General features: G+C 46.4%; 20 protein-coding genes, 1 pseudogene and 2 other annotated features (1 of these 23 only partly in view). Of the genes and pseudogenes, 16 read left to right on the top strand and 5 right to left on the bottom strand.

Translation table 11 applies throughout. From position 1 onward, the window contains the following. The first annotated feature begins 261 nt into the window (after positions 1-261). The 3 genes from gltB to MKZ16_RS05005 all read left to right on the top strand — a co-directional run bounded on the left by gltB (position 262) and on the right by MKZ16_RS05005 (position 6,736). On the top strand, positions 262-4,857 hold the full coding sequence (gene gltB / locus MKZ16_RS04995) for a glutamate synthase large subunit (RefSeq protein ID WP_076104235.1): 4,596 nt from the start codon (positions 262-264) through the stop codon (positions 4,855-4,857). 171 nt (positions 4,858-5,028) lie between these two features. Then, entirely contained in the window at positions 5,029-5,955 is a 927-nt protein-coding gene (locus MKZ16_RS05000; RefSeq protein WP_235219382.1) for an ABC transporter ATP-binding protein, read from the top strand. After that, complete coding sequence (locus MKZ16_RS05005) at positions 5,948-6,736, top strand: ABC transporter permease (protein ID WP_038568926.1); 789 nt, start codon at positions 5,948-5,950, stop codon at positions 6,734-6,736. The genes MKZ16_RS05000 and MKZ16_RS05005 overlap by 8 nt, the downstream gene beginning before the upstream one ends. An 8-nt stretch (positions 6,737-6,744) precedes the next feature. On the opposite strand, the gene MKZ16_RS05010 is transcribed toward MKZ16_RS05005, so the two are convergent. Both MKZ16_RS05010 and MKZ16_RS05015 read right to left on the bottom strand, forming a co-directional pair. Beyond that, on the bottom strand, positions 6,745-7,194 hold the full coding sequence (locus MKZ16_RS05010; protein WP_038568928.1) for a polymer-forming cytoskeletal protein: 450 nt from the start codon (positions 7,192-7,194) through the stop codon (positions 6,745-6,747). Between the two features lie 37 nt (positions 7,195-7,231). Next, a complete protein-coding gene (locus MKZ16_RS05015; RefSeq protein WP_051490924.1) occupies positions 7,232-8,512 on the bottom strand; it encodes a M23 family metallopeptidase in 1,281 nt (426 codons plus the stop codon). A gap of 161 nt (positions 8,513-8,673) precedes the next feature. Here MKZ16_RS05015 and cls point away from each other — a divergent pair, with 161 nt between their 5' ends. After that, the gene (cls, locus tag MKZ16_RS05020; protein WP_076104236.1) at positions 8,674-10,104 is read left to right on the top strand and encodes a cardiolipin synthase; all 1,431 of its coding nucleotides are present in this window, start codon (positions 8,674-8,676) and stop codon (positions 10,102-10,104) included. A 240-nt stretch (positions 10,105-10,344) separates the two neighbouring features. Next, complete coding sequence (locus MKZ16_RS05025) at positions 10,345-11,184, top strand: YitT family protein (protein ID WP_235219386.1); 840 nt, start codon at positions 10,345-10,347, stop codon at positions 11,182-11,184. Positions 11,185-11,388: 204 nt separating this feature from the next. Here MKZ16_RS05025 and ligD read toward each other — a convergent pair whose 3' ends face one another. Next, positions 11,389-12,273 (bottom strand): non-homologous end-joining DNA ligase, encoded by an 885-nt coding sequence (ligD, locus tag MKZ16_RS05030; RefSeq protein ID WP_036676536.1) that lies wholly within the window; start codon positions 12,271-12,273, stop codon positions 11,389-11,391. A gap of 146 nt (positions 12,274-12,419) precedes the next feature. Here ligD and MKZ16_RS05035 point away from each other — a divergent pair, with 146 nt between their 5' ends. The 4 genes from MKZ16_RS05035 to MKZ16_RS05050 all read left to right on the top strand — a co-directional run bounded on the left by MKZ16_RS05035 (position 12,420) and on the right by MKZ16_RS05050 (position 16,493). After that, positions 12,420-12,998: a sigma-70 family RNA polymerase sigma factor gene (locus MKZ16_RS05035; protein WP_052096798.1), complete on the top strand. Its 579-nt coding sequence runs from the start codon at positions 12,420-12,422 to the stop codon at positions 12,996-12,998. Beyond that, entirely contained in the window at positions 12,962-14,146 is a 1,185-nt protein-coding gene (locus tag MKZ16_RS05040) for a hypothetical protein (RefSeq protein ID WP_076104237.1), read from the top strand. Before MKZ16_RS05035 ends, MKZ16_RS05040 begins: the two co-directional genes overlap by 37 nt. 698 nt (positions 14,147-14,844) lie before the next feature. Beyond that, the gene (locus MKZ16_RS05045) at positions 14,845-15,660 is read left to right on the top strand and encodes a hypothetical protein (protein WP_076104238.1); all 816 of its coding nucleotides are present in this window, start codon (positions 14,845-14,847) and stop codon (positions 15,658-15,660) included. Positions 15,661-15,686: 26 nt separating this feature from the next. Beyond that, positions 15,687-16,493, top strand: a complete 807-nt coding sequence (locus MKZ16_RS05050; protein WP_076104239.1) for a hypothetical protein — start codon at positions 15,687-15,689, stop codon at positions 16,491-16,493. Positions 16,494-16,538: 45 nt separating this feature from the next. On the opposite strand, the gene MKZ16_RS05055 is transcribed toward MKZ16_RS05050, so the two are convergent. Beyond that, complete coding sequence (locus MKZ16_RS05055) at positions 16,539-17,486, bottom strand: RNA ligase family protein (protein WP_038568937.1); 948 nt, start codon at positions 17,484-17,486, stop codon at positions 16,539-16,541. Between the two features lie 12 nt (positions 17,487-17,498). Next, positions 17,499-18,470 (bottom strand): Ku protein, encoded by a 972-nt coding sequence (locus MKZ16_RS05060; protein WP_038568938.1) that lies wholly within the window; start codon positions 18,468-18,470, stop codon positions 17,499-17,501. A gap of 139 nt (positions 18,471-18,609) precedes the next feature. Here MKZ16_RS05060 and MKZ16_RS05065 point away from each other — a divergent pair, with 139 nt between their 5' ends. The 7 genes and pseudogenes from MKZ16_RS05065 (at position 18,610) to tsaD (ending at position 22,297) form a co-directional block, all read left to right on the top strand. Then, positions 18,610-18,780: a hypothetical protein gene (locus tag MKZ16_RS05065; RefSeq protein ID WP_155288087.1), complete on the top strand. Its 171-nt coding sequence runs from the start codon at positions 18,610-18,612 to the stop codon at positions 18,778-18,780. Positions 18,781-18,811: 31 nt separating this feature from the next. Next, a complete protein-coding gene (locus tag MKZ16_RS05070) occupies positions 18,812-18,997 on the top strand; it encodes an H-type small acid-soluble spore protein (protein ID WP_036676525.1) in 186 nt (61 codons plus the stop codon). Between the two features lie 121 nt (positions 18,998-19,118). After that, positions 19,119-19,259 (top strand): annotated as a pseudogene (locus MKZ16_RS05075) (multidrug resistance efflux transporter family protein); the annotation flags it as partial. Positions 19,260-19,433: 174 nt separating this feature from the next. Continuing rightward, the gene (gene tsaE / locus MKZ16_RS05080) at positions 19,434-19,910 is read left to right on the top strand and encodes a tRNA (adenosine(37)-N6)-threonylcarbamoyltransferase complex ATPase subunit type 1 TsaE (RefSeq protein WP_256715449.1); all 477 of its coding nucleotides are present in this window, start codon (positions 19,434-19,436) and stop codon (positions 19,908-19,910) included. Further along, positions 19,900-20,730 (top strand): tRNA (adenosine(37)-N6)-threonylcarbamoyltransferase complex dimerization subunit type 1 TsaB, encoded by an 831-nt coding sequence (gene tsaB, locus MKZ16_RS05085; RefSeq protein WP_076104241.1) that lies wholly within the window; start codon positions 19,900-19,902, stop codon positions 20,728-20,730. The genes tsaE and tsaB overlap by 11 nt, the downstream gene beginning before the upstream one ends. Continuing rightward, positions 20,727-21,251: a ribosomal protein S18-alanine N-acetyltransferase gene (rimI, locus tag MKZ16_RS05090; RefSeq protein ID WP_036676521.1), complete on the top strand. Its 525-nt coding sequence runs from the start codon at positions 20,727-20,729 to the stop codon at positions 21,249-21,251. Before tsaB ends, rimI begins: the two co-directional genes overlap by 4 nt. After that, positions 21,248-22,297 carry a tRNA (adenosine(37)-N6)-threonylcarbamoyltransferase complex transferase subunit TsaD gene (tsaD, locus tag MKZ16_RS05095; RefSeq protein ID WP_076104242.1) on the top strand — a complete coding sequence of 350 codons (1,050 nt, stop codon included), beginning with the start codon at positions 21,248-21,250 and terminating at the stop codon, positions 22,295-22,297. The genes rimI and tsaD overlap by 4 nt, the downstream gene beginning before the upstream one ends. A 42-nt stretch (positions 22,298-22,339) precedes the next feature. After that, positions 22,340-22,634, top strand: a binding site (T-box leader). A gap of 52 nt (positions 22,635-22,686) precedes the next feature. After that, positions 22,687-22,909, top strand: a binding site (T-box leader); it runs 59 nt beyond the window's last position.

Genomic DNA, 22,909 nt, shown 5'->3' on the forward strand with positions numbered 1-22,909 from the left:
ATCTTGTAACGCTTTCATTGCATATGCACTTATGCGTTATTTATGTATAATTATGCATCGTGAAGTTTTTTTAAACTTTTACTCGCTAAAGCTGTGATGCAAAAACAAATGTTAATCAGCATCATAAAAAAGTTTAAATTGCGCTGATGTTACCTCGGTGATAAAATAATAGCACTAATCTGGATTGAATAATTATTAAGATTTTCATGTGAAAAATTTTCCTAAGACATTGCATACTTTATAATAGAAAGGTTGCGTTCGATGAAACACACTGAACTGCCCGTAAAACAGGGCCTGTATGATCCCCAGTTCGAAAAAGATGCTTGCGGCATGGGATTTGTAGCTCATATTAAAGGCACACCGTCTCACAATATCGTAAGTAATGCTTTGACAATGCTCTTTAATATGGAGCATCGGGGAGGCCAAGGTAGCGAACCCAACTCTGGTGACGGAGCAGGTATCATGCTTCAAATTCCGCACCGTTTCTTTGCAGGTGAAGCTCAGAAGCTAGGCTTTACTTTGCCGGAACAAGGCCATTATGGCGTGGGCATGATCTTTTTATCTCATAACGAAGAAGTTCGGGCGCAGCATGAAGCCCTCTTAAGCAATATTATTGCTGAAGAAGGTCAAATAGTACTCGGCTATCGTGATGTACCTACCTATGATGAAATGCTTGGCAAGACAGCGAAAGCTGCTAAGCCTTTTGTGCGTCAAGTGTTTATCGGCCGCTCGGCTTCGGTCACGAATGAATTGTCTTTTGAACGTAAGCTTTATGTTATCCGCAAACGTGCGGAGCTTGCCATTCGTTACGGTGGTGTAGAAGAGGCTGAATCCTTCTATATACCAAGCTTGTCGTGCCGTAAGATTGTATACAAGGGCATGCTGACTACAGAACAAGTCAGACAATTCTACCTGGATTTGCAGAACGAAGAGCTGGAATCAGCGATCGCGTTAGTTCACTCCCGTTTCAGCACGAACACCTTCCCAAGCTGGGAACGTGCGCATCCCTACCGTTTTATGATCCACAACGGTGAGATCAACACCTTGCGTGGTAATGTGAACTGGATGCATGCACGCCAGTCATTGTTCAAGAGCGAAGTGTTTGGTGAAGATCTGAACAAGATCAAGCCTGTTATTAACCCGGATGGATCGGACACTGCAATGTTCGATAACACCTTTGAGTTTCTCTATTTGAGCGGACGCTCCCTGCCACAGGTAGCCATGATGATGGTTCCTGAACCATGGAGCAATCATGATAGTATGGATGCTGATAAAAAAGCATTTTATGAATATCACAGTACTCTAATGGAGCCATGGGACGGGCCTGCTGCAATGGGCTTTACCGATGGGATACAAATCGGCGCTATTCTGGACCGTAACGGTCTGCGTCCTGCTCGTTATTATGTAACGAAAGACGATATGATTATTTTATCCTCAGAAGCCGGTGTACTGGACATTCCAGCAGAGGACATCTTATATAAAGACCGCCTGAAACCTGGACGCATGCTGCTTGTGGATACGAAGGAAGGCCGCATTATCTCAGATGAGGAAGTTAAATCGGCTATCGCCTCTGAGAAGCCTTATCGCCAGTGGCTGGATGAGCATTTGATCAGTCTTGATGAGCTTCCGGATGCGCCTGAACTGCCAAATCCTAAGCATGACAATGTACAACAGCTACAGCAGGCTTTTGGCTATACTTTTGAAGACTTGCGCAAGGTGCTTGAGCCAATGGCATCTACTGGTGCTGAAGCTGTCGGTTCCATGGGTTATGATGCTCCACTCGCTGTATTTTCGGACCGCCCGCAACGTCTCTATAACTATTTCAAACAAATGTTTGCTCAGGTAACGAATCCACCCATCGATGCCATTCGTGAAGAGCTGGTTACATCCACAACGACTACGATTGGACCAGAGCGTAATTTGCTTAAACCGGAACCGGAAAGCTGCCGCCAGATCTCGCTGCAAACGCCAATTCTTTCGAACGAAGATTTTGCTAAGATTCGCCATGTTCGCCGTGCAGGCTTCAAATCGATGTCTATTCCAATTCTTTTCCCAGCTGAGCTTGGGGCAGAAGGATTACGCATCGCGCTTGAGCGCATGAACGAGGCTGCTGACCGTGTTATGGCTAAAGGGCATAACATTCTGATTCTGACTGACCGCGGTGTGGACAGTGAGAATGCTGCGATTCCAGCGCTGCTTGCGGTATCGAGTCTGCATCACCATTTGATCCGCCAAGGAACACGGACGAAAGTAAGTATTTTGCTGGAATCCGGTGAACCACGTGAAGTCCATCATTATGCGCTGCTGCTCGGTTATGGGGTGAGCGCAGTAAATCCTTATCTGGCTTTTGAAAGCTTGGATGATATGATCGGCCAAGGCTTATTGCGGGGAATCTCGCATGAAAAAGCAGTGAAGAACTATATTAAAGCTGCGACTAAGAGCGTAGTTAAGATTCTTTCCAAAATGGGAATTTCGACGATTCAATCTTACCGCGGTGCGCAGATTTTTGAAGCTGTGGGTCTGAACTCTGAGTTCGTGGATCGCTACTTTACTTGGACACCTTCCCGGATTGGCGGTATTGGCCTGGAGGAAGTGGCAACTGAGGCACTTATCCATCATAACCGTGCTTTTACAGAAAAAGACGGAAATGATAAGGTGCTTGATTCCGGTGGCGATTATCAATGGCGTAATGATGGGGAAGAGCATCTTTTCAATCCACAGACCATTCATCTGCTTCAGCACTCTGTGCGTAGTGGGAATTATGATATGTACAAGAAATATGCTGCCCTTGTTCAAGGAGAAAGCGAGAAGCAATTGACGCTTCGTTCCTTGTTGCAATTCAAGTCAGCCTATGAACCGATTCCACTGGAAGAAGTAGAACCGGCATCGTCTATTATGAAACGGTTTAAGACGGGTGCAATGTCCTTTGGTTCCATTAGTAAGGAAGCACATGAGACACTGGCCATTGCGATGAACCGTATCGGTGGCAAGAGTAATACGGGGGAAGGCGGCGAAGATCCAGCCCGTTATATTCCGGATAGCAATGGTGATTCACGCCGCAGTGCGATTAAACAAGTAGCTTCCGGACGTTTTGGTGTTACCTCGAACTACCTAGTTAACGCTGATGAGATCCAGATTAAAATGGCTCAGGGCGCTAAACCAGGGGAAGGTGGACAGCTTCCAGGACGTAAAGTTTATCCTTGGGTCGCTGAAGTACGTGGCTCAACAGCAGGTGTCGGTCTGATCTCACCTCCACCGCATCATGATATTTACTCAATCGAGGATTTGGCAGAGCTGATCTATGATCTGAAGAATGCAAATCCACGTGCAAACATTAATGTTAAGCTCGTATCGGAAGTTGGAGTGGGTACGATTGCTGCTGGTGTAGCCAAAGGGCGCGCTGATATTATCTTGGTTAGTGGCTATGATGGAGGTACAGGGGCATCGCCGATGAACTCCATTCGTCATGCGGGTCTTCCGTGGGAGCTTGGCTTGGCTGAAACCCATCAGACATTGATGCTCAACAATCTGCGTGACCGTGTTGTTCTAGAAACAGATGGTAAAATGTTAAGCGGCCGCGATCTGGCTGTAGCTGTATTGCTTGGGGCTGAAGAGTATGGATTTGCTACTGCTCCGCTAGTATCTGTTGGCTGTATTATGATGCGTGTCTGCCAAATGGATACTTGTCCGGTTGGTGTAGCTACCCAGAATCCGGATCTTCGTAAGAACTTTACTGGGGATCCGCAGCATGTAGTTAACTTTATGACCTTCGTGGCACAGGATCTACGTGAAATTATGGCAAGTCTCGGCTTCCGTACAATTGAAGAGATGGTAGGCCGTACCGATTGCCTAGACGCAACTCAGGCGTCGAAGCATTGGAAGAAGAAAGGCATAGATTTGAGCAGCCTGCTGCATACACCGGAATTACCGGAAGGAAGCACACGCTTCCGCAGTAAATACCAGAATCATGGTCTGGAAGAGACACTGGATGTCTCGCAGCTGCTCGACCTGGCAGCACCTGCATTGGAATCGGGTACGGCTGTTGAGGCATCTCTGCCGATCACGAACGTAAATCGTGCCGTCGGAACTATCCTTGGCAGCGAGCTGACCCGCAAGTATGGGGCCGCAGGTTTGCCAGATGATACGATTCGGTTTCATTTCACCGGTTCTGCTGGTCAAAGCTTGGGTGCATTCGTGCCTAAGGGGATCACACTTACGGTGGAAGGAGATTCCAATGACTATGTAGGTAAAGGATTGTCAGGTGGTAAGATTATTATCAAGCCATCTCCGAAAGCTACCTTTGCTGCTGAGGACAATATCATTATCGGAAATACTGCATTCTACGGTGCAACAGGTGGAGAAGCTTATATCAACGGTATCGCTGGTGAACGATTTGCCGTCCGTAACTCCGGAGCGAAGGTTGTTGTAGAAGGCGTGGGTGACCACGGCTGTGAATACATGACTGGAGGCCGAGTGGTTGTCCTTGGTGAAACTGGCCGTAACTTTGCGGCAGGGATGTCAGGCGGTATCGCTTATGTCTACGACCCGGATAGAACCTTCATCGGCCGCTGCAATCTCGAAATGGTACTGCTCGAGAGAGTGGAAGAGTCTGAGGAGATCGAAGAGCTGCGTGAGCTGATTATCCGCCATACCGAGCTTACAGGTAGTGCGGCTGGCGCACGGGTACTGGATCAGTGGGCAGATAGCTTGCCGAACTTCGTTCGTGTCATTCCGAAGGATTACAAACGGATGATGGAGCAAATTCGCAAGGTAGAACAAACCGGATTGACCGGAGAAGCTGCGTTGATGGCTGCATTTGAAGCGAATATGCGCGAGCTTGCCCGTGTTGGCGGCTAAACTGCTGTACCTGAATGAAATAGGAATTAAATGAATAAGGGAACCTGACTCTTCCTAATGCCGGAGAAGTCAGGTTCCTTTTTTTTAGATGGCAGACTCGTATCCTCTAGTGATTTTCGGGAAAAAGGGTATATGTGGTAAACTAGGTTATAGATGAAAGGAAGTGAGACTATGTCGAATACAGAAATATTGATGGAGCCTGTTGCCCGCCTGCAGGGAGTCACCAAAAAAATCGGCTCGAAAACGCTGGTGAGCGATTTAACGCTGGACATCCCGCCTGGACAAATCTTCGGTTTTTTGGGGCCCAACGGAGCAGGTAAGACTACTACAATACGGATGATGGTGGGGTTGATTTCCATTAGTCGTGGAGACATCTTGATCTGTGGCCGTAGTATTAAAAACCATTTTGAAGAGGCTATCGCAAATATAGGGGCCATTGTAGAAAATCCTGAGATGTACAAGTTCCTATCCGGTTATCAGAATCTGCGCCAATATGCACGGATGGTGCCAGGGGTAACGAAGCAACGGATAGACGAAGTCGTCGAGCTAGTTGGACTAGGTCAAAGAATTCATGACAAAGTTAAGACCTATTCACTGGGAATGCGTCAGAGGCTGGGAGTGGCTCAGGCACTGCTGCACAGACCCAAGCTGCTGATTCTAGATGAGCCAACCAACGGCCTGGATCCACAAGGGATACGCGAGCTTAGAGACTATTTACGCCGTTTATGTCAGGAAGAAGGAACAACTGTATTCGTCTCCAGTCATTTACTTTCCGAGATGGAGCTCATGTGTGACAGCGTGGCGATTATCCAAAATGGACGACTGGTGGATGTGAAGCAGCTGAAAGGGGTAGGCAATACTGCAATGCCTCTGGGAGAAACCTTGTTCGAGGTTGATAATGCTGAAGCTGCTCTAGCCCTCATTGGACGTGGAGTATTTAAGAGTGGGGGACTTGTGCTTGAGGCAGAGCGTGAGGAGATCGCAGAATTAAATGCCAAGCTAGTGGCAGGTGGGATTAAGGTGTATAGCATCAGAGCCCTTGCCCGTACGCTGGAGGATCAATTCTTAGAGGTTACAGGAGGTGAAGGAATTGGGTGAATTTACAGCTCTCATACATAATGAGAATATCAAAATATACAGCCGTGTCCGCACATGGATTATGCTGCTTATTCTTGCAGTGATGAGCGTGCTGCTTCCTGCGCTTATTTATTTCACAAGCGAAGGCGATTCATCGCTCATGGGGCTTTGGGACAACTTTCAGATGACGGTGAGTATTGCGTTCTTCTTGAATACAATATTTACCGTTGTAGTGGCTTCTGACTCCGTAGCGGGCGAATTTACCTGGGGAACCATCAAGCTGCTGCTGATTCGCCCGTGGAGTCGCTCCAAGATCCTGCTCTCGAAATATATTTCCATGGTGTTATTCAGTTTGCTTAGCACCGCAGTATTGATTGCTTTTGGCTTTGCTGCTTCGTTAATCTTCTCCTCATCTTCGGGAGATACGATGTCATCCATTACGGCTTGGAGCCCAGCGGAATATTCCTTCCTAGATCTCCTATGTCGTTACATTGAGCTTTTCCTGACCGCTGCTCTGGCTTTCATGGTATCTAGCGTATTCCGCGCAAGTGGACTGGCTATTGGATTATCCTTATTTATTATGTTTGCCAAGAGTATTTTTACGGTTATTTTTAGTCCAGAACGGTTTGAATGGGCCCAATACTTGATCTTCACACATATGGATCTAAGAGGCTACCTATTGTCGGATACGGGTCCGGGGGGCTCTACACTTGGCTTCTCCATAGCTGTACTAGCGGTGTACTATATCCTATTCCTGGCCATTTCCTGGATTGTCTTCCGTAAAAGGGACGTTGCCTCATAGAAATAAGTCTAGCCGGCTTCGAGTGTTCCTTGTGCTTTGGAGGAGCGCTTGGCTGCCTTGTCCTTTTTCATATTACTTTTGGGCTCACCTGCTTTTTCAGAGGTGGGCTGTTCTTGCATGGCAATGGAGCCATTCAGGAGGCTGCCTTCCATAATGCTAAGTGCTCCTGCTGAAATATTACCATGTAACTCCCCGGTTCCGGTCATAATGAGTCTGCGGTCTGCGGTAACATCCCCGTATACTTTGCCGGCAATCACGATTTCCTCCGCTTTAATACTGGAGCGCACTGTTCCTTCTTCTCCTACAGTCACGACACCACTGCAAATAATCTCACCGCTAAAAGTACCCTCAATCCGCAGGTTTGTATCGCATTGCACCTTGCCCTCCAGTGTTCCTCCATGCCCTATTAGGGAATCGGTAGATTTAAAGGGGACACGCTGCTGCCGTTTGTTCCACATTTATAAATTCCTCCTATTATATATATTGAATGAATCCTTAGGGTTTGACATACGCCAAAGGGTTGACAGTTTTATTCTGCTTCACAACCTGAAAATGAAGGTGAGGACCTGTGCTTCGGCCAGTGCTTCCAAGCAAGCCGATTTTTTGCCCCTTGCTAACCTTGTCTCCGGCAGATACGTTCATTCCGTTCAAATGCATGTACCAGGTTTCCAACCCGTTTGAATGCTTAAGCACGATGTATTTTCCGCGTGCGCCCATTTGTTCCGCAGTAATAACCTCGCCATCTAAGGCAGCATATACAGGATCACCGATGTTCCCGGCAATATCGACACCGGAATGGAAAGCAGACAAACCTTTGAATGGATCTGAGCGGTAGCCGAAGCTTGAAGAAATAACTTTGGACTCGGTAGGCCAAAGCGGTACTGCGTTAAGTCTAGCCTTTTCTGCACGGGCCTTTTGAGCTTGCAGATTTGCTTGTACGTTATTCTCATGCTCTGCCTGTGTGATTGTCTGTGTGATACTTTCCACCATTTCATCAAGCATTCCGTGAATCTCCTCAAAGTCATCCTTAGTTTCTTCCACCAAGCTTGTAGCGTCGTTCTGATACACCGCGATGTATTCTCCACCAACCTGTGGGGTGAGTGTTTTTGGAAGGGCTGCAGTAATGGCTCCAAAGCGGAAACTTATGGCGGATAGAGAAGTGGAAGATGAGTTCTCTTCAGTACTCTGCTTAAAGGAGGTCTCTTTAGGAACAGGAGAAGAAAGACGGCTCGATAAACCTAATGTTGAATTTGAAGTGGCCGATCCAGCTTTTGATTTTTCTGTTGCGGATTTCTCCGGTTGGGATTCATTCGTGTCTGTAGCGGCAGCAGCACCTTTGCTTTTGTTAATCAATGCTTGCAGCTCCTGTTCCAGTGCATTTACACTCTTCAGCTTGTCTTTAATGTTATCTGCCTCTTCCGAAAGTTCGCTGACCTGGCTACGAAGCTGGGTTAAATCTTTATCCTTGTCGGCGACCTTCATTTCCATGCGGAGATTGGTTAGCGATAGTGCGGCTGCCTCGGCTTCTAGCTGTGAGATGGACTGAGAGGCATGGAAATGCATAGAGGTGACCAGACTGGAGATAGAGAGGGCTGCTGCTGCCGGCAAAGCGAACGCTAGCGGTTTGGAGATGTGGAGCTGTTTGACTGGACGTCCGGCATCCCTTACGACAAGCAGCGTAATCCGTTTATGATCTGGCTGACTCTTCATGGCTTCTCCTTTCTGCGGCTTATGGCAGCCGCTTGCGATACCTGAGGCTAACGACTTTTCTTCCATTAGGCTCATCCGAATTGTCCTACTACTCTATGTATTCCATATCTTTCAGGAACATGACAACGGTTTGTTTGAATAAAGAAGGAGAGTTACGGCAAAACCTGTACTAGAGTCATCGCAGAGAGTCTATTGCATCTGTTTTTATTAATTGAGGGGGTAGAGAATTGAAGATTTTTGCGATAATTCTAATTCTTTTTATCATACAGATTGCATTGATTGTATTTCTGGAGTACCGCCGCCCGCAAAGGGCTATAGCATGGTTGTTTATTTCCTTCTGTTGTCCACCGCTTGGTCTGGCATTCTATTATTTTCTAGGTCGTGACTACAGACAGAATAGAAAATTGAACAAAAGATGTACTTCGCTCTTCCGGGAAATTCGTTCGTATGTCACTGGCAAGATTAAGGTAGTAAAACAAGCGTCGGATACTGGAAACGCTCAGTTTGAGAATAACGAAGGTTTATTGGTTTTGCTTGCAAAGCTCTCGGAAGGGCCTATTACAGGCCATAACAAAAGCAGAGTACTGTCAACTGCGAGAGAAGCGTACGACGCAATGCTGAAAGCCATGGAAGAGGCAAAAGAACATATCCACATGCAATTTTATATTTATCGTGATGATGAGATCGGAGAGCAATTTCAGGACGTTATGATACGAAAGGCGCGGCAGGGAGTTAAGGTGCGTTTGCTTTGTGATGGACTGGGCAGTCATCGATTAAGCCGTAGGTTTATTCAAACCATGAGAAATGCCGGGGTGGAGTTCCACTTTTTTTTACCTCCGGTTAGTTCTTTACTGGATCGTCGTTTTAATTTCCGCAATCATCGGAAGATCCTAGTGGTGGATGGATTGATTGGTTTTACGGGTGGAATGAATATCGGGGATGATTATTTAGGAAAGGACGCCAAGATGGGTTACTGGCGCGATACTCATCTGCGTCTAGAAGGAGATTCTGTTTATTATATTCAGTATGTTTTCCTGAAGGATTGGAGACTGGCCTCTGGTGAAGGTATGAGCCATCCTCGTTTGTTCCCTGAGCATTTTTGTAAGGAGCAAGAAGCCGTGCAGATTGTAGGAAGTGGACCGGATGCTGCGATCGATGCTTCTCAGGAGATGTATTTTGCCGCTTTTTGCTCTGCTAGGGAACGGATCTGGATTACTTCACCGTATTTTATTCCGGACCCTGCGATTTGTCGTGCTTTGAAGAGTGCAGTCCTTCGTGGAGTGGATGTTAGAATCATCATTCCGGCGAAGCCTGATAATAAGCTCGTTTATCATGCTTCTTTGTCTTATCTGGAGAATTTACAAGATGCAGGCGTGAAGTTCTATCGCTACACCAAAGGATTTATGCATGCCAAAGTCATGATTGTGGATGATCTGCTGGGTACGGTGGGAAGTGCGAATCTGGATATGCGCAGCTTCTATTCTAATTTCGAAATGACAGCGGTTTTGCTGCATCCTGAGACGATAGCAGTGCTAGTCGCGGGGTTTGAAAAGGATCAAAAGCATAGTGAATTCATTGATCCTGTAAAATTTAAGGAGAGAGGGAGAATTGTCAAACTCGGTGAAGGGCTATGTCAGTTGTTATCACCGCTGTTATGACCGGAAAGAGGACTAAATCTGAATTTTTCGAAGGATAGTACGTGTTCCATTCATTATTAGAGCATATTTTGTGATATAATAATTGTATAAGAAGAAATGTAAGAAAGTATAGATTGTAATTATACTTCCGAATGTTTCAAAACTATATTGTTAAATTGTAGGGGGAGTTCTATGAATGTGAGTCCACAAATGTTTACCAAAGAGGAGCAGAACAAACTGCAGAAGACCGGTGCCCATAAAATGGCTAAGTTCGCGCAGCGTATGGTTATGTTATCCATTGGGGCCGCCATGATGGCTGTTGCACTTGAGATATTCCTAGTACCTAATCAAATGATTGATGGCGGGATTACCGGTATCTCCATTATTTTATCACATTTATTCGACATTCCTCTGGGTATTTTATTGACACTGCTCAATCTTCCGTTCCTGTTAATCGGTTATAAGCAAATCGGTAAGACATTTGCCTTATCTACCTTATATGCGATTTTACTTATGTCTATCGGCACTTCAATGCTGCATCATGTAGAGGCCTTTACAGTTGAACCGATGCTTGCTGCCGTGTTTGGCGGTATCATACTAGGTGTAGGTGTTGGGTTGGTTGTACGTTTCGGGGGATCTCTAGACGGTACAGAAATTGTTGCGATTTTAGTGGCTAAGAAGCTTCCCTTCTCTGTAGGTGAAGTAGTTATGTTCTTCAACCTGTTCATCTTGTCCGGAGCTGGATTTGTGTTCGGTTGGAATAACGCGATGTTCTCCCTGATTGCTTATTATATTGCATTTAAGGTTATTGACATTACCCTTGAGGGTCTGGATCAATCGAAATCAGTATGGATTATCAGCGATAAATTCCGCGATATTGGGGAAGCTCTGACAGAGCGTCTCGGACGTGGTGTTACTTATTTAGATGGAGAAGGCGGATTTTCCGGTGAGAACAAGAAAGTGATCTTTGTAGTTATCACCCGTCTGGAAGAAGCTAAGCTTAAAACCATTGTTGAAGATTGGGATTCTGATGCATTCATCGCAATAGGTAACATCCATGATGTTAAAGGTGGCCGCTTCAAGAAGAAATCCATCCACTAGCGTAGCTCTTAAGTATCATTAACTGAAAGAAGGTATTTTTACGGATAAAAAAGCAATAAATACGGTGAACAAAGCTCGGCATGCCGTATTCTTATATAGTATACCTTCTGTCCTTGAGTGGGACGCCAAATAAGCTCGTAGCATGTAGTTGATGCTGCGGGCTTATTGCTGTTTTTGGGGTCTTTTTTCTATGGGATTGCTCCTTTATGGGAGCTTAGCGATGAGCTGTTCAACAGGCTGTGGTGGCACTTTCTCTAAAAGATCTCCCATACGCTGAAGGCGTTCCTCGATATTAAGCAGATGAAAATTAGAGGGAGATACATTTTGCTGAACCTCCTCCCAGAGCAAGGGTGTAGAAACTGTAGCAAGCGGTCTTGCACGCGGTGTGTAAGGTGCAGCTAATGTTTTGCCGCTATAATGCTGGAGGTAGTCGAAATAGATTTTATCTCCGCGATTCTTTTTTAGACGTTCCAGGGTGAACAGGTTGGGATGCTTTTCGGTGACATAACGACCCACAAAATGCCCGATTTTCCGCAATCCATCAAAAGTAACACCAGTCTCGATAGGGACGATGATCTGCACCCCGGTAGCACCAGAGGTTTTGGGTACAGAGGAGAGGCCAAGGGAGGTTAAAACCGCCCCAACGATCGCAGTTGCTTCCATGATACGAGGTTCGATTTCAAGTGAAGGATCAAGATCAATCATCCATTCACAGGGCAGCTCGCTGCCTACATAATGCAGGGAAGGGTGAAATTCCAAAGCAGCCAGATTCCCCAGCCAGATCAGCTCAGGTAAGCCTTGCAGCTTGATATAGTTAATATTCTCGTGTACAGCGGTTTGGACAAAGGCCGGAAGAGGATCAGGCGCATTTTTCTGATAAAAGGACATTCCAGAGATGCCGTGCGGATAACGAATGACGGTAAGCAGCCGGTCTCGGCAATAACGCAGCAGATAGGGAGAGAGTGCAGCGAGCTTTTGCAGATAAATCCGTTTTGTAATGCCACATTCAGGCCACAGCAGCTTCTCTGGATTAGTGATGATGATTTCTTCTCCGTCTATGGTAATTGTACCTTTGATCGCTGCCGGCATCGGGAAACTCCTTTCTGTGATAGGAATGAAGGTATTATGTGTCAGTCTGCTCCTTTTCATGAAAAAAATATTCCCAAAGTGTCCCTTTTGGATGATCATAAGACTTATAAAGATATACGATTATTAGAAAGGGGAGTTTGCTGATTTTGGACGGGATCGAGCACACCGTTGTTCGGGTACAGGCAGGCGAGGTTGAGTCTTATGCCTTGGTCGTCGAGGCTTTTCAAAAGCCGATTTACCGCTATTGCTGTCGGCTGCTTGGGAGCCGTACTGAAGCTGAGGATGCAGTACAGGATATTCTGGTAAAGGCATATCAGCATATAGGCACATACCGCCCTACCGCGAGCTTCTCTTCATGGCTATATAAAATTGCCTACCATCATTGCCTTAGTCTAATCCGCAAACGTCAAAGCCATATAAAGTTTATGGCGCTTTATCAACCAGATCCGCCTGCAGAAAGCCCGGAACAGTTGATGGACCGTTACATATTTAACGAACATCTGACTTTAGCCCTCGCGAAGCTGAAGACAGAGGAGCGAAACCTGTTAGTACTTAGAATCTTTGAGGAACAGAGCTTCCCGGAGATTGCGGAGATTCTGGATAAGAATACTGATGCTGTGAAGAAGAAATACAGGCGAACGATTACGAAGCTTGGCAAAATGCTGAATGCTCAGAAAGGGGGAACGGAATGGTGCGGCAACGAGGCTTTGTTGAAGAGAAAATGATCAAGAAAATGGATGCGGTAGGGAGCTGCGAAGAGCTGGATGTAAAAGCAGCTGTTATGAAGCGGGTAAGAGCAATTCATGAACAACAGAATAGGATTGACGGTGAAAGGACGAGCATGGTTAGCGAGCTGAAGCCGTTCCCAGAACCGGAAGATCCTATTATGCAGAAGCAAAAGGAGATGCCCCAACACCCGTCTAGGTTTAGAAAAAGAGTGCTCACTGGAGTCTCCGCGGCTGTATTGCTGGGGATTATCGGGTTGGGTGCTCTGCAGCTGTCTGAACATGGAAAGTTATCGGAACAAGGTAGCCAGTTTACAATTGATATCACAAAACCCCAAGGTGGTATTATTACACTAGTGAACAGCGGAGGGAAGGCTGTTGTGAAGACGGTGCATAATAATACGCCTGATCCGACAACCTCGCCTGCGATAGAGAAGTATCAGAGCTTATCTATGACTTATAAAGAGCAAGTGCTTGCTCGTTTAAACACTGGGGAAATGGCTGCTTATTATGTGAAGGATGCTGAATTAAATAAGCTGGAGTTAGGGTTAGGCTATGGAAATCAATTGCAGTTTGCTTTTATTTCGCCGGTGTATTCGAAATATCAAGACTTCGTAAAAGAATTAAAAAATGTTGGCGATTTCTGGCCAGGGTTGCCTTCCTCGTTAGCTGATGGTTATGAATTCGAGCAAGGAACTTTTAATGCAGCTCCCCTATACAGGTCGCTAGACACAGAATATGAAGAAATCCTTGAACAATTTCAAAAAAAGGCTACAACCGATAAAACTGGCCAAAAGTTGTTTATGGAGAAGATAGCTGTAAATTCCATAGATAATGCTGAAGTTACCTACCACAAGGGACATGAAAGAATAACACTATCCTTAAGGCAGAGTGCCTTTAGGGGTTATACCATGCAAGTGTCTATCTTGGAAGGCCAGACTGCTGAAAAATGGTCTGTGACAGGCACGAGGAAAGAGGCAGTTTTTATCGCGGCGGGTACTGGAAAAGGGAAGAAAGCTTGGTCTTCTCAGAATCGATTGTATTGGTATGATGAAGCCACCCAGATGGTTCTTTCTCTAAGCGACAAGCAGGAGAGTAAACTGACTCGTGAGCAATGGCAAAAGATTGCCACCAGTTTTATTCACTAGCTACTGTTCTAACTGTACATTATGAGAAGCTGTCTCAAAAGTAGTGAATTCTACTTGGGAGGCAGCTTTTTTTATGGAATAGGAAAAGTAATGGATATTACTGTGCCATGTGACGATATGCCACGCGTAGTGTTCTATGCTACTGGTTGGGGCGGTGGGCGATGTGCTATGTGTGATTTTCGTGCGGCTTGCAGTAGATGATTTTGTGGAATTAGTGGTATATGTGACGGTGGACTATGGGCGTTACGTTCTGTGTTTGTGCAATGTATAGAGTGCTTTAAACTAATTAGGGAAAAACTCCCTGAAAATAGCCGCTATTTGCCCTAAATGAACGAAATCAGGGAATTCCTCCCTAATAATCATGGGAATTTCTTTATTCGTTGCCGAATTGGCTGAATTTCAGGGAAGTTTTCCCTAATTATAAGTCCGATGAACAGAAATCTCTGAATTTTAGGGAGAAATCCCCCAATTGTTCTATAAGTGCTTCACATATTGCATCCTTAGGAGCATCACTTAATGCGTCACTTGTAATGTTAAGAACAAAAAAGAGGCTGTCCCAAGCAACTATTTCATGGCTTTTGGGACAGCCTCTTTTTTGTGAGAAAATGTCCCTTTTTCTAATGATGGATTGTTATAGAAGTGTAGTTAAAAAAAGTGGTGAAAATACATTACCATTTTGAAGGAGAGGATGTTAGAAATTGAAGCTTCATTATGATTTCAAAAAAACACTGATCGCACTCTCTGCAGCAATCTTGCTGGGAACAGGAGTGGCCGGGGGTGAGGATGTACCTGGCTTGTCCCTTACAATTGCGGTGGCATCAGGACAGCAGGCTGCATCACAAACTGATCAGAAGACTCAAAAGGAATTGCAGGCACTCGTAGCTGGAGTGAAGGAAGGTTCGCTTTTGGCCTACTACGTACGGGATAAAGTCTCCAATCCACAGGATACGATCAGCTTCTCTGGTAAAGGGTTTGTTTTTAAAGACTATAAATCCTTTGCAGCTAAGTTTAAAGCGCTAAAGGGTCCGTCTTCTCCGCAGCCCGGAAATCTTCCCAAAGGCTTCACTCTGGCGACAGCCATCATCTATCCACCGGCTGTAGCTAATGATTCAGAGCTGTACTTGCAACTAGAGCAGGAATTGAAAGCAGCAGCAGCTGCTGGTAATTCTAATAAACAGTTGTTTAGTAAAATCATCAGCTGGAACCAGACGAATTTGTCTATGCAGCTGTATGCCAAAGGAAAAGCTAATTTTAGCATTGTAACTGGGTCGCCGCCCGCCAAACTTCCAGAAGGAGCGGTACCTTTTGTACGAGCTTCGGAAACTAAGAAAGAATTAACGGTCAACGGCAGGAAAGTAGTACTTACAACTGATTCCGCTAAAGACGCAAGCTTTAACACAAAGCTAGTGTGGCTGGATAACTCAGGCACGATACAATATACCCTTTCAGACAATCGGGCTAGTACGCTGACGACAAATGAAATGTTGGCGGTAGCTAAAACCATGATCAAATAACCAAGGGGCTAAAGGAGGATATTATAATGACGATTAAGAAAAGCGCGGCGATTACAGCCTTAAGCTTATTAGTATTGATGAGTGCGGTGAGTGGAACAGCAGGCGCAGTGCCTGCGGGGAGTAATAATAAAAGTAAAGCTACCGCACCCGTTGAGCAGAATACGCCCGTATCTTCAACGATTGAAGCTTTGATTGCCAAAGAAAATACGGTTCCCTTACAAGCAGGCGAACTTAAGGTTCTGTATGTAAATGATAAGAAATCTAATCCACATGAAACCTTGAGTATAAGCTATATGCCATATAGATTCAGTTCTATAAACGAAGCGGCGCAGAAGTTTTTTTCCTTAAGCGGGAAGTCACTCCTGATACCCACTTCTCTACCAGAGGATTATAAGTTACAGGATGTCGTTTTAAATCCAGTGATTCCAATGTTTTTTAGCTCAGAGTATAAGACCCTCAGGGATCAGTTAAAAGCTAAAGCCCAAGCTGGGGGTAAAAAGGTGATTTCGCAAAGCTTGAAGTGGAGCAATACAGAAACTTCTATCACCTATCTACGAAATGGAGAGAGGGTGAATTTAAGATCTGCACCTGCATACACGCTACCGGAAGGGGTGACTTTGGCCCAGCTGCCTGGCGACCAAGATGAGAATTTGAACATCAACGGAGTTGAGGCGGTTTACACAGTTTTTGGGCCTCATCACGGAGATCTTAAAGTCCAGCTGGTATGGTCCAGTGCTGATGGAAGTGTCGATTATACGCTTACGAGTACAAAAAATACTGCGCAGACAAAGGCAGAGCTGGAGGCCCATGTAACAAGACTTACAGTGCAATAAGAAACGTCCTCCCACTTCAGATTGGGAGGACGTTTCTTTATTAATTTATCCTTTTTGCTCCATTGTGCATGACTCCGGGGGAAGATCCACTTTAGCTTGAGTAACAGGCTGACGCAGAGTGCCTGAGGTGTTCCATTCCAGAAAATGAACTTTGAAGACGAGCTCCGGCTTTATCCAAAAAGCACCCTTGCCTCGCTGTGGAACATCAGCAAAGGGCATCCGATCCAGCTTAAGGCGGTGTGCCTCCGCAGTTAAGTCGCGTTTATCCTGTACAGTCAATTTGCCCGGACCGGCATGTCCGATATAATGCAAATTTCCTTTATCATCATAAAGACCAAGAAGTAGTGCGTTGACGATACCGTCACGGAACGTCACACCCCCGGCTACAGCTGTAATGTCAGAACTGATTTTGCGTTTCTGCCAACGTTTATCTTTTCCGCCCGGAGCATAAGTACTGTTGATGTCCTTGCAGACGATTCCTTCCAAACGCTGGTTCTGAGTGGCGGCGAACAGTTCTGTAGGATCGGTATAACTTGGCACAGCTTGAACATGGGGATGGGGCAGCAGAATATCACTTAACAGCTGCTGCCGCAAGAATAATGGTTGATCCATCGTCGATTGGCCATTATAAAACAGAATATCAAAAATCATATAAATGACAGGAACCTGATGCCTAACGACGGAAATCGTGGAACCATTTTTTAAACTGTCCCTCCGCATCACCTCGTGAAATGAGGGTTTGCCGTCCTTGAGTGCGATGATCTCACCATCAAGAATAACGGAGCCAGCCTTGCAGTAAGCAGATACATCAGTAAGCTCCGGGTATTGCATGGTACGGTAATTGCCACGTCTGTTAATAAGCTGAGTAGTGCTTCCATCGTAATAGGACAACATCCGCACACCGTCCCATTTAATTTGTGCGATCCACTGGTCACCTGCTGGAAGCTGCCCAGCCAGTATAGGTTCAAAAGGAATAATGGGCTGAAGCTTCATCCGCAGAGCCTCCTAAGATACGGTTGTTTTGCTTTTTGTGCTGCGGCGTTTCGGTTTCGGCGTAATAACAGGAGTCGGCCCGGAGACCTCGTTTTGCTGCTCCGCAGGTTCCGCGGCGGTTGTTTTGGTCTTGGTTGTTTTTCTTTTGGCAGCAGGAGCCGCTTTAGTTTTGGTTTTTGTGGTGCCTGTTAATGAAGGACCAGGGTCTGAAGGAATATGCTGCACAGCTTGAATACTGGCCTGCAAGGCAGCCATTAGATCAATCACATTGCTTTCCTGTTTAGCAGGAGCGATATGAAATTCCTCGCCTGCAATTTTATGTGAAATCAGATCAAGCATACGCTGGCGATAATCATCGGTATATTTTGCCGGATCAAAAGGAGTGGATAGCTGTGAGATCAGCAGCTTAGCCATTTCCAGCTCTTTATCGTTCACTGTCCCTGCTTCGGGCAGACCGGGCACTTGTGAGATCGGCCGCACCTCATCGGGATAAAAAATGGTCTCAATCGCAAGGCAATCCTCAAGCACACGGATCGCTGCCAGACTGCTTTTTGAGCGAATTGAAATTTTGGCGATGCCAATTTTACCTGTCTGCTTCATGGCCTCCATAAGAAGTCGATAAGCATTTGATCCTGCCTGATCCGGGGATAAATAATAGGTTTTTTGAAAATAAATCGGATCGATTTCCGTCAGGTCTACAAAGTCGAGAATGGAGATGCTTTTACTGGTCTCGTCGGATAGTTGATCCAATTCCTCTTTGTCGAAGAGCACAAACTTCCCTTTTTCATACTCATATCCTTTACCGATCTCTTCCCAAGCCACTTCTTTGTCACATACCGGGCATTTGCGTACATACGACAGTGGGCTGCCACATTCCTTATGGATATAACGCAGAGAAATGTCCTTGTCTTCCGTAGCGGAGAACATTTTAACCGGAACATGCACAAGCCCGAAGCTGATGGCTCCTTTCCAAACGGTATGCATGAGAAACACCTCCTGATCTAAGTTGATTTGCTTTGGGTTAGTATGAGGCAGGAAAGGCTTTTCTAGCCGGGTGCATTTTTTGAGAAGCTTGGGAAAAAATAAACTCGGACCTGTGAAGTTGAGGAGGAGAATCTAAGGTATGGAACCAAGAGATAACGAATGGAGCGATGCGCTGAGCGAGCAGGATATTCCGGCCACAGTTGTGGATTGGGAGAGCATTATTGCGCCCACGGAGGCCAGTCAGGTATCCGATTCGGAAAAGCTGGATGCAGAACGAACCCTCGAAGATACGTCACCCTTAGAATCGTAAACTTTAGGAAAGATAAAGGAGGAGAACAGTTGTGGACGTCAAACGGGCACAGGATATTTATGCTTCTAAAGAGACTGTAAGTGTACATTTGGATGGGGAGCCTGTCTGGATTGAACATGTGGATGAAGAGAACGGAATGGCTACGGTACAAGTTGGTTCTCGACCAACCAATACGCACACTGTGGGTGTTGAACGACTCGAAGAGCAAGAGCACTAACAAAGGTCTACTTAGAGCCTACGTTAAAGCTGAATTATAGTTTTTAAAAAAAGAGACTTTTTATGCTTAAGTTTGCGTAAAGGTCTCTTTTTTGCGTAAGAATTAAAGCAATATATTGGGTCAGGCAGGACAGTCCATTATTGTTGCGCTGTGTTCAGGAGTTATTGCGACAGTATTATTCTTTCAGGCTACAGATATGGTAAGGAGCAGCATGAGCGGATTAGCGGCAGTCGAAGCCACCCAATCTCGCAGCGTTCATTATCGAAATCTGCTTAACCACGCAAGTGAAGAAGAGGGCTGTACCTCCTTCGGCTTAAACAATGGGCAGGGACAGTTGTTGCGGTGGATGGACCATACCGATATAATTGAATGTAATGGTTTTCGACAGGGATATTTTAAAAGGTGGTAGTTGTAGTTGGACAAAACAGTCGAAACGGTGTTCACGTACCGTTCTTACAATCTGCAGGATACGGAGCAACTGGCAAGTGCAATAGCTGCTGCTTCAACGGCAGGCATGGTTATCGGTTTGGACGGTGATCTAGGCGCAGGAAAAACGGCCTTCTCGCAAGGTTACGCTCGCCATCTTGGAGTGAAAGGGATCGTAAACAGTCCTACTTTTACTATTATTAAAGAGTACGAAGGTCGTCTGCCGTTATATCACATGGATGTATATCGGATTTCACTTCAGGAAGCAGATGAGCTTGGATTGGATGAGTATTTCTATGGTCAGGGTGTTTGTTTGGTAGAATGGAGCAGTATTATTACGGAGTTAATGCCGCCGCGGCATATGCATATATACATGGAAACAGTTGGACCGGAGGAACGAATCATTACGGTGACCGGAATCGGGGCGCCTTATGGTGAGCTTTGCCGGGAGCTATCCAGAAGTGGGGTTAATGAATATGACGAATGAGAATACAGAGCCGCGCAAGCGGCTTTTAGCGCTGGATACATCAACTGCTGTATTGGGGGTTGCAGTGACCGAAAATGGAGAATTATTGCATGAAATTAATGCTTCCGGTGAACGGAATCATTCGGTGCATTTGCTGCCGATTATAGAGCAGGCGCTGCAAGCTTCGGGAACAACCGTTGCTAATCTGGGCGGGATTGCAGTTGGTGTGGGTCCGGGATCTTATACGGGAACACGGATCGCGGTTACGGCTGCCAAAACGCTGGCTTGGGCATGGAATGTCCCAGTAGTTGGTGTTTCGAGCCTGCATGCTGTGGCATGGGGTGGGTATGAAACAGCCCTTAAGAATAAGACGACAGCAGAGTCAGGACAAGCCAGTGCGAACAGTGGCTACGGTCCAGACTGGATCATTCCACTGATGGATGCGCGCCGAGGACAGGTCTACACAGGGTTATTCGCAGCGGATGGGAATAGTGCTCTCAGCCGCCTTGAACCAGATGCCATCCGGTTGATGGCCGACTGGGTGGAGTACTTGGCAGAACGTTTACAACAGGCTTCAGCCGAAGGAACTAAACCAGCTATTCTATGGTTTGTTGGAGAAACCGCTGTACATGGCAGCGAAGAATCACTACATCCGCTGGCGGAACTCGGCACTTCTGTAGAAGTTCCTTATGAGCTGGAGGGGCGTTGGACAGGCTTCCTTGGTGAAGCCCGGCTGCAAGTAGAGAATGATGATATTCATAGCTTAATCCCTAACTATACTCAGATTTCGGAAGCGGAGGCCAATCTGCGGTTAAGTAGTAAAGGAGGCTTAAAACGATGACGGAAGTGGAATCATTGAGAGCACAAGAGGCTGATCTTGTTTTTCGCCTGATGAAGCTAGAGGATATACCGGACATCCTTATTATTGAGCGTGAAGCCTTTACCATGCCGTGGACAGAGGAAGCTTTCCGGAATGAGCTGACGCATAATCATTTTGCTAAATACATGGTCATGGAGCTGGCGGGTCATATAATTGGCTATGCTGGAATGTGGGCTATCGTGGATGAGGCGCATGTGACGAATATTGCCTTACTCGAAGCTTATCGTGGACGTAAATGGGGGGAGCGCCTGTTGGAAGAGTTAATGAATACTGCCTCTTACGTAGGCATGAAGTCCATTACACTTGAGGTGCGGGTATCCAACGAGGTAGCTCAGAATTTATATCGTAAAAAAGGCTTTCGTTCTGCCGGCACGCGCAAAGGATATTATTCCGATAATCGCGAGGATGCACTCATTATGTGGGCGGATCTACCGGAGTATAAGGAGCACGGCTATTTGGAAGGAAGCGTGGACTTGAAATGAAGACAGAAACAGGCACAGCTCAACCTGTACTAATACTTGCTATAGAGACGAGTTGTGATGAAACCTCGGTGGCCGTGGTCAAAAACGGATCAGAAGTGTTATCCAACATTATCTCGAGTCAAATAGAGACACATCGCGCTTTTGGGGGCGTGGTGCCAGAAGTGGCTTCCCGTAAACATGTGGAGGTAATTACGCTCGTAATCGAGGAAGCGCTCGCCAAGGCAGGCGTTACACCCGAACAATTGACTGCGGTAGCGGTGACTCAAGGCCCGGGGTTGGTGGGCGCTTTACTGGTCGGTGTAGTAGCAGCTAAAAGCCTTGCCCTTGCATGGGGCAAGCCGTTAATTGGCACGCATCATATTGCAGGCCACATCTATGCTAACCGCCTGGTTGCAGAGTTGCAGTATCCATGTATGACACTAGTAGTGTCAGGTGGACATACTGAACTGGTTCATATGGAGCGTGAGGGTGAATTTCGAATTATCGGCCGCACGCGTGATGATGCTGTAGGTGAAGCATATGATAAAGTGGCTCGGGCGCTTGGGTTTCCTTATCCCGGTGGCCCCCATGTAGACCGCCTGGCACGCGAAGCGACGGAAGTTGTTGCATTGCCGCGGGTATGGCTGGAGCCGAACTCTTATGATTTCAGCTTCAGCGGTCTAAAATCGGCGGTGCTGAATGTGGTGAATCAGAGCAAAATGAAAGGTCTTGAACCCAATGTCGCAGGCATCGCCCGGGGGTTCCAAGAATCGGTAGTAGAAGTGCTGGTGGAAAAGGCGGTACGCGCCGTTAAAGCCACTAACTCCAAACAGTTATTGCTCTGTGGGGGTGTCGCTGCTAATGGTGGACTCCGCTCGGCATTAATCTCGCGCTGTGAAACGGAGGGCATTGAACTTATTATTCCTCCACCGGTGTATTGCACGGATAATGCGGCGATGATTGGAGCGGCTGCATACGTGAAGTGGCAGCATGATGGAGGAATACCGCTGGATATGGTTGCTGACCCTGGATTCTCACTGGAACAATGGTCTGTATCTGCCTATTGACATCATTTGGAGCTAACGAGTATAATCAGTTCAATTAAACAAGCAAACGCGATGAGCGGAAGTAGTAAGGATACTCTGGGATAAGAGAACTGCGGGTGGGTGCAACGCAGTCGAAGGAGTCCTGAACTCGTCTGGGAGCGGAGCGGTGGAAGCATTACTGGCAATTGTCGCCGGAACGTTTGTACACCGTTTACGGGTAACCTCCGTGATAGGGTGGTCTAGTACCTAACATACTGGACCGTAGAGTGGATGTTCAATTGGAATCGGCAGTAACTTAGCCGATACAGAGCATCAACAAGAGTGGTACCGCGAAGGTTAACAGCCTGTCGTCTCTTGAATGAGATGGCAGGCTTTTTTGTATGGATTTAGAGTGGTGAATAATTTATATTACACACGCTAAGAACGGGAGTAGTAGAGTTTGACGGTGAACAGAGAGCTGCGGGTTGGTGCGACGCAGTCACCGGATTTCTTGAAGCTCGCCCGGGAGCGGAGCGGCGGAACTAGAGTACGCTGCCTACGATTGTCCTCGTTATCGGACCTTTCCGGATTTAAGCTGGCACGCCAGATTGAACCGGGGAGAAGAGCTGGACGCAGCTTTAAGGCTTGTTAGTA

The sequence above is a fragment of the Paenibacillus sp. FSL R5-0928 genome (genome assembly GCF_037970385.1).
Taxonomy (GTDB): Bacteria; Bacillota; Bacilli; order Paenibacillales; family Paenibacillaceae; genus Paenibacillus_AQ; species Paenibacillus_AQ odorifer.

Coding starts and splice junctions, on each gene's coding strand:
- MKZ16_RS05000 (WP_235219382.1), top strand. CDS start 5,029: ATGTCGAATACAGAAATATTGATGGAGCCTGTTGCCCGCCTGCAGGGA.
- gltB (WP_076104235.1), top strand. CDS start 262: ATGAAACACACTGAACTGCCCGTAAAACAGGGCCTGTATGATCCCCAG.
- MKZ16_RS05050 (WP_076104239.1), top strand. CDS start 15,687: ATGACGATTAAGAAAAGCGCGGCGATTACAGCCTTAAGCTTATTAGTA.
- tsaB (WP_076104241.1), top strand. CDS start 19,900: ATGACGAATGAGAATACAGAGCCGCGCAAGCGGCTTTTAGCGCTGGAT.
- MKZ16_RS05055 (WP_038568937.1), bottom strand. CDS start 17,486: ATGAAGCTTCAGCCCATTATTCCTTTTGAACCTATACTGGCTGGGCAG.
- MKZ16_RS05040 (WP_076104237.1), top strand. CDS start 12,962: ATGGTGCGGCAACGAGGCTTTGTTGAAGAGAAAATGATCAAGAAAATG.
- tsaD (WP_076104242.1), top strand. CDS start 21,248: ATGAAGACAGAAACAGGCACAGCTCAACCTGTACTAATACTTGCTATA.
- MKZ16_RS05060 (WP_038568938.1), bottom strand. CDS start 18,470: ATGCATACCGTTTGGAAAGGAGCCATCAGCTTCGGGCTTGTGCATGTT.
- MKZ16_RS05010 (WP_038568928.1), bottom strand. CDS start 7,194: ATGTGGAACAAACGGCAGCAGCGTGTCCCCTTTAAATCTACCGATTCC.
- rimI (WP_036676521.1), top strand. CDS start 20,727: ATGACGGAAGTGGAATCATTGAGAGCACAAGAGGCTGATCTTGTTTTT.
- MKZ16_RS05015 (WP_051490924.1), bottom strand. CDS start 8,512: ATGGAAGAAAAGTCGTTAGCCTCAGGTATCGCAAGCGGCTGCCATAAG.
- MKZ16_RS05025 (WP_235219386.1), top strand. CDS start 10,345: ATGGCTAAGTTCGCGCAGCGTATGGTTATGTTATCCATTGGGGCCGCC.
- ligD (WP_036676536.1), bottom strand. CDS start 12,273: ATGCCGGCAGCGATCAAAGGTACAATTACCATAGACGGAGAAGAAATC.
- MKZ16_RS05065 (WP_155288087.1), top strand. CDS start 18,610: ATGGAACCAAGAGATAACGAATGGAGCGATGCGCTGAGCGAGCAGGAT.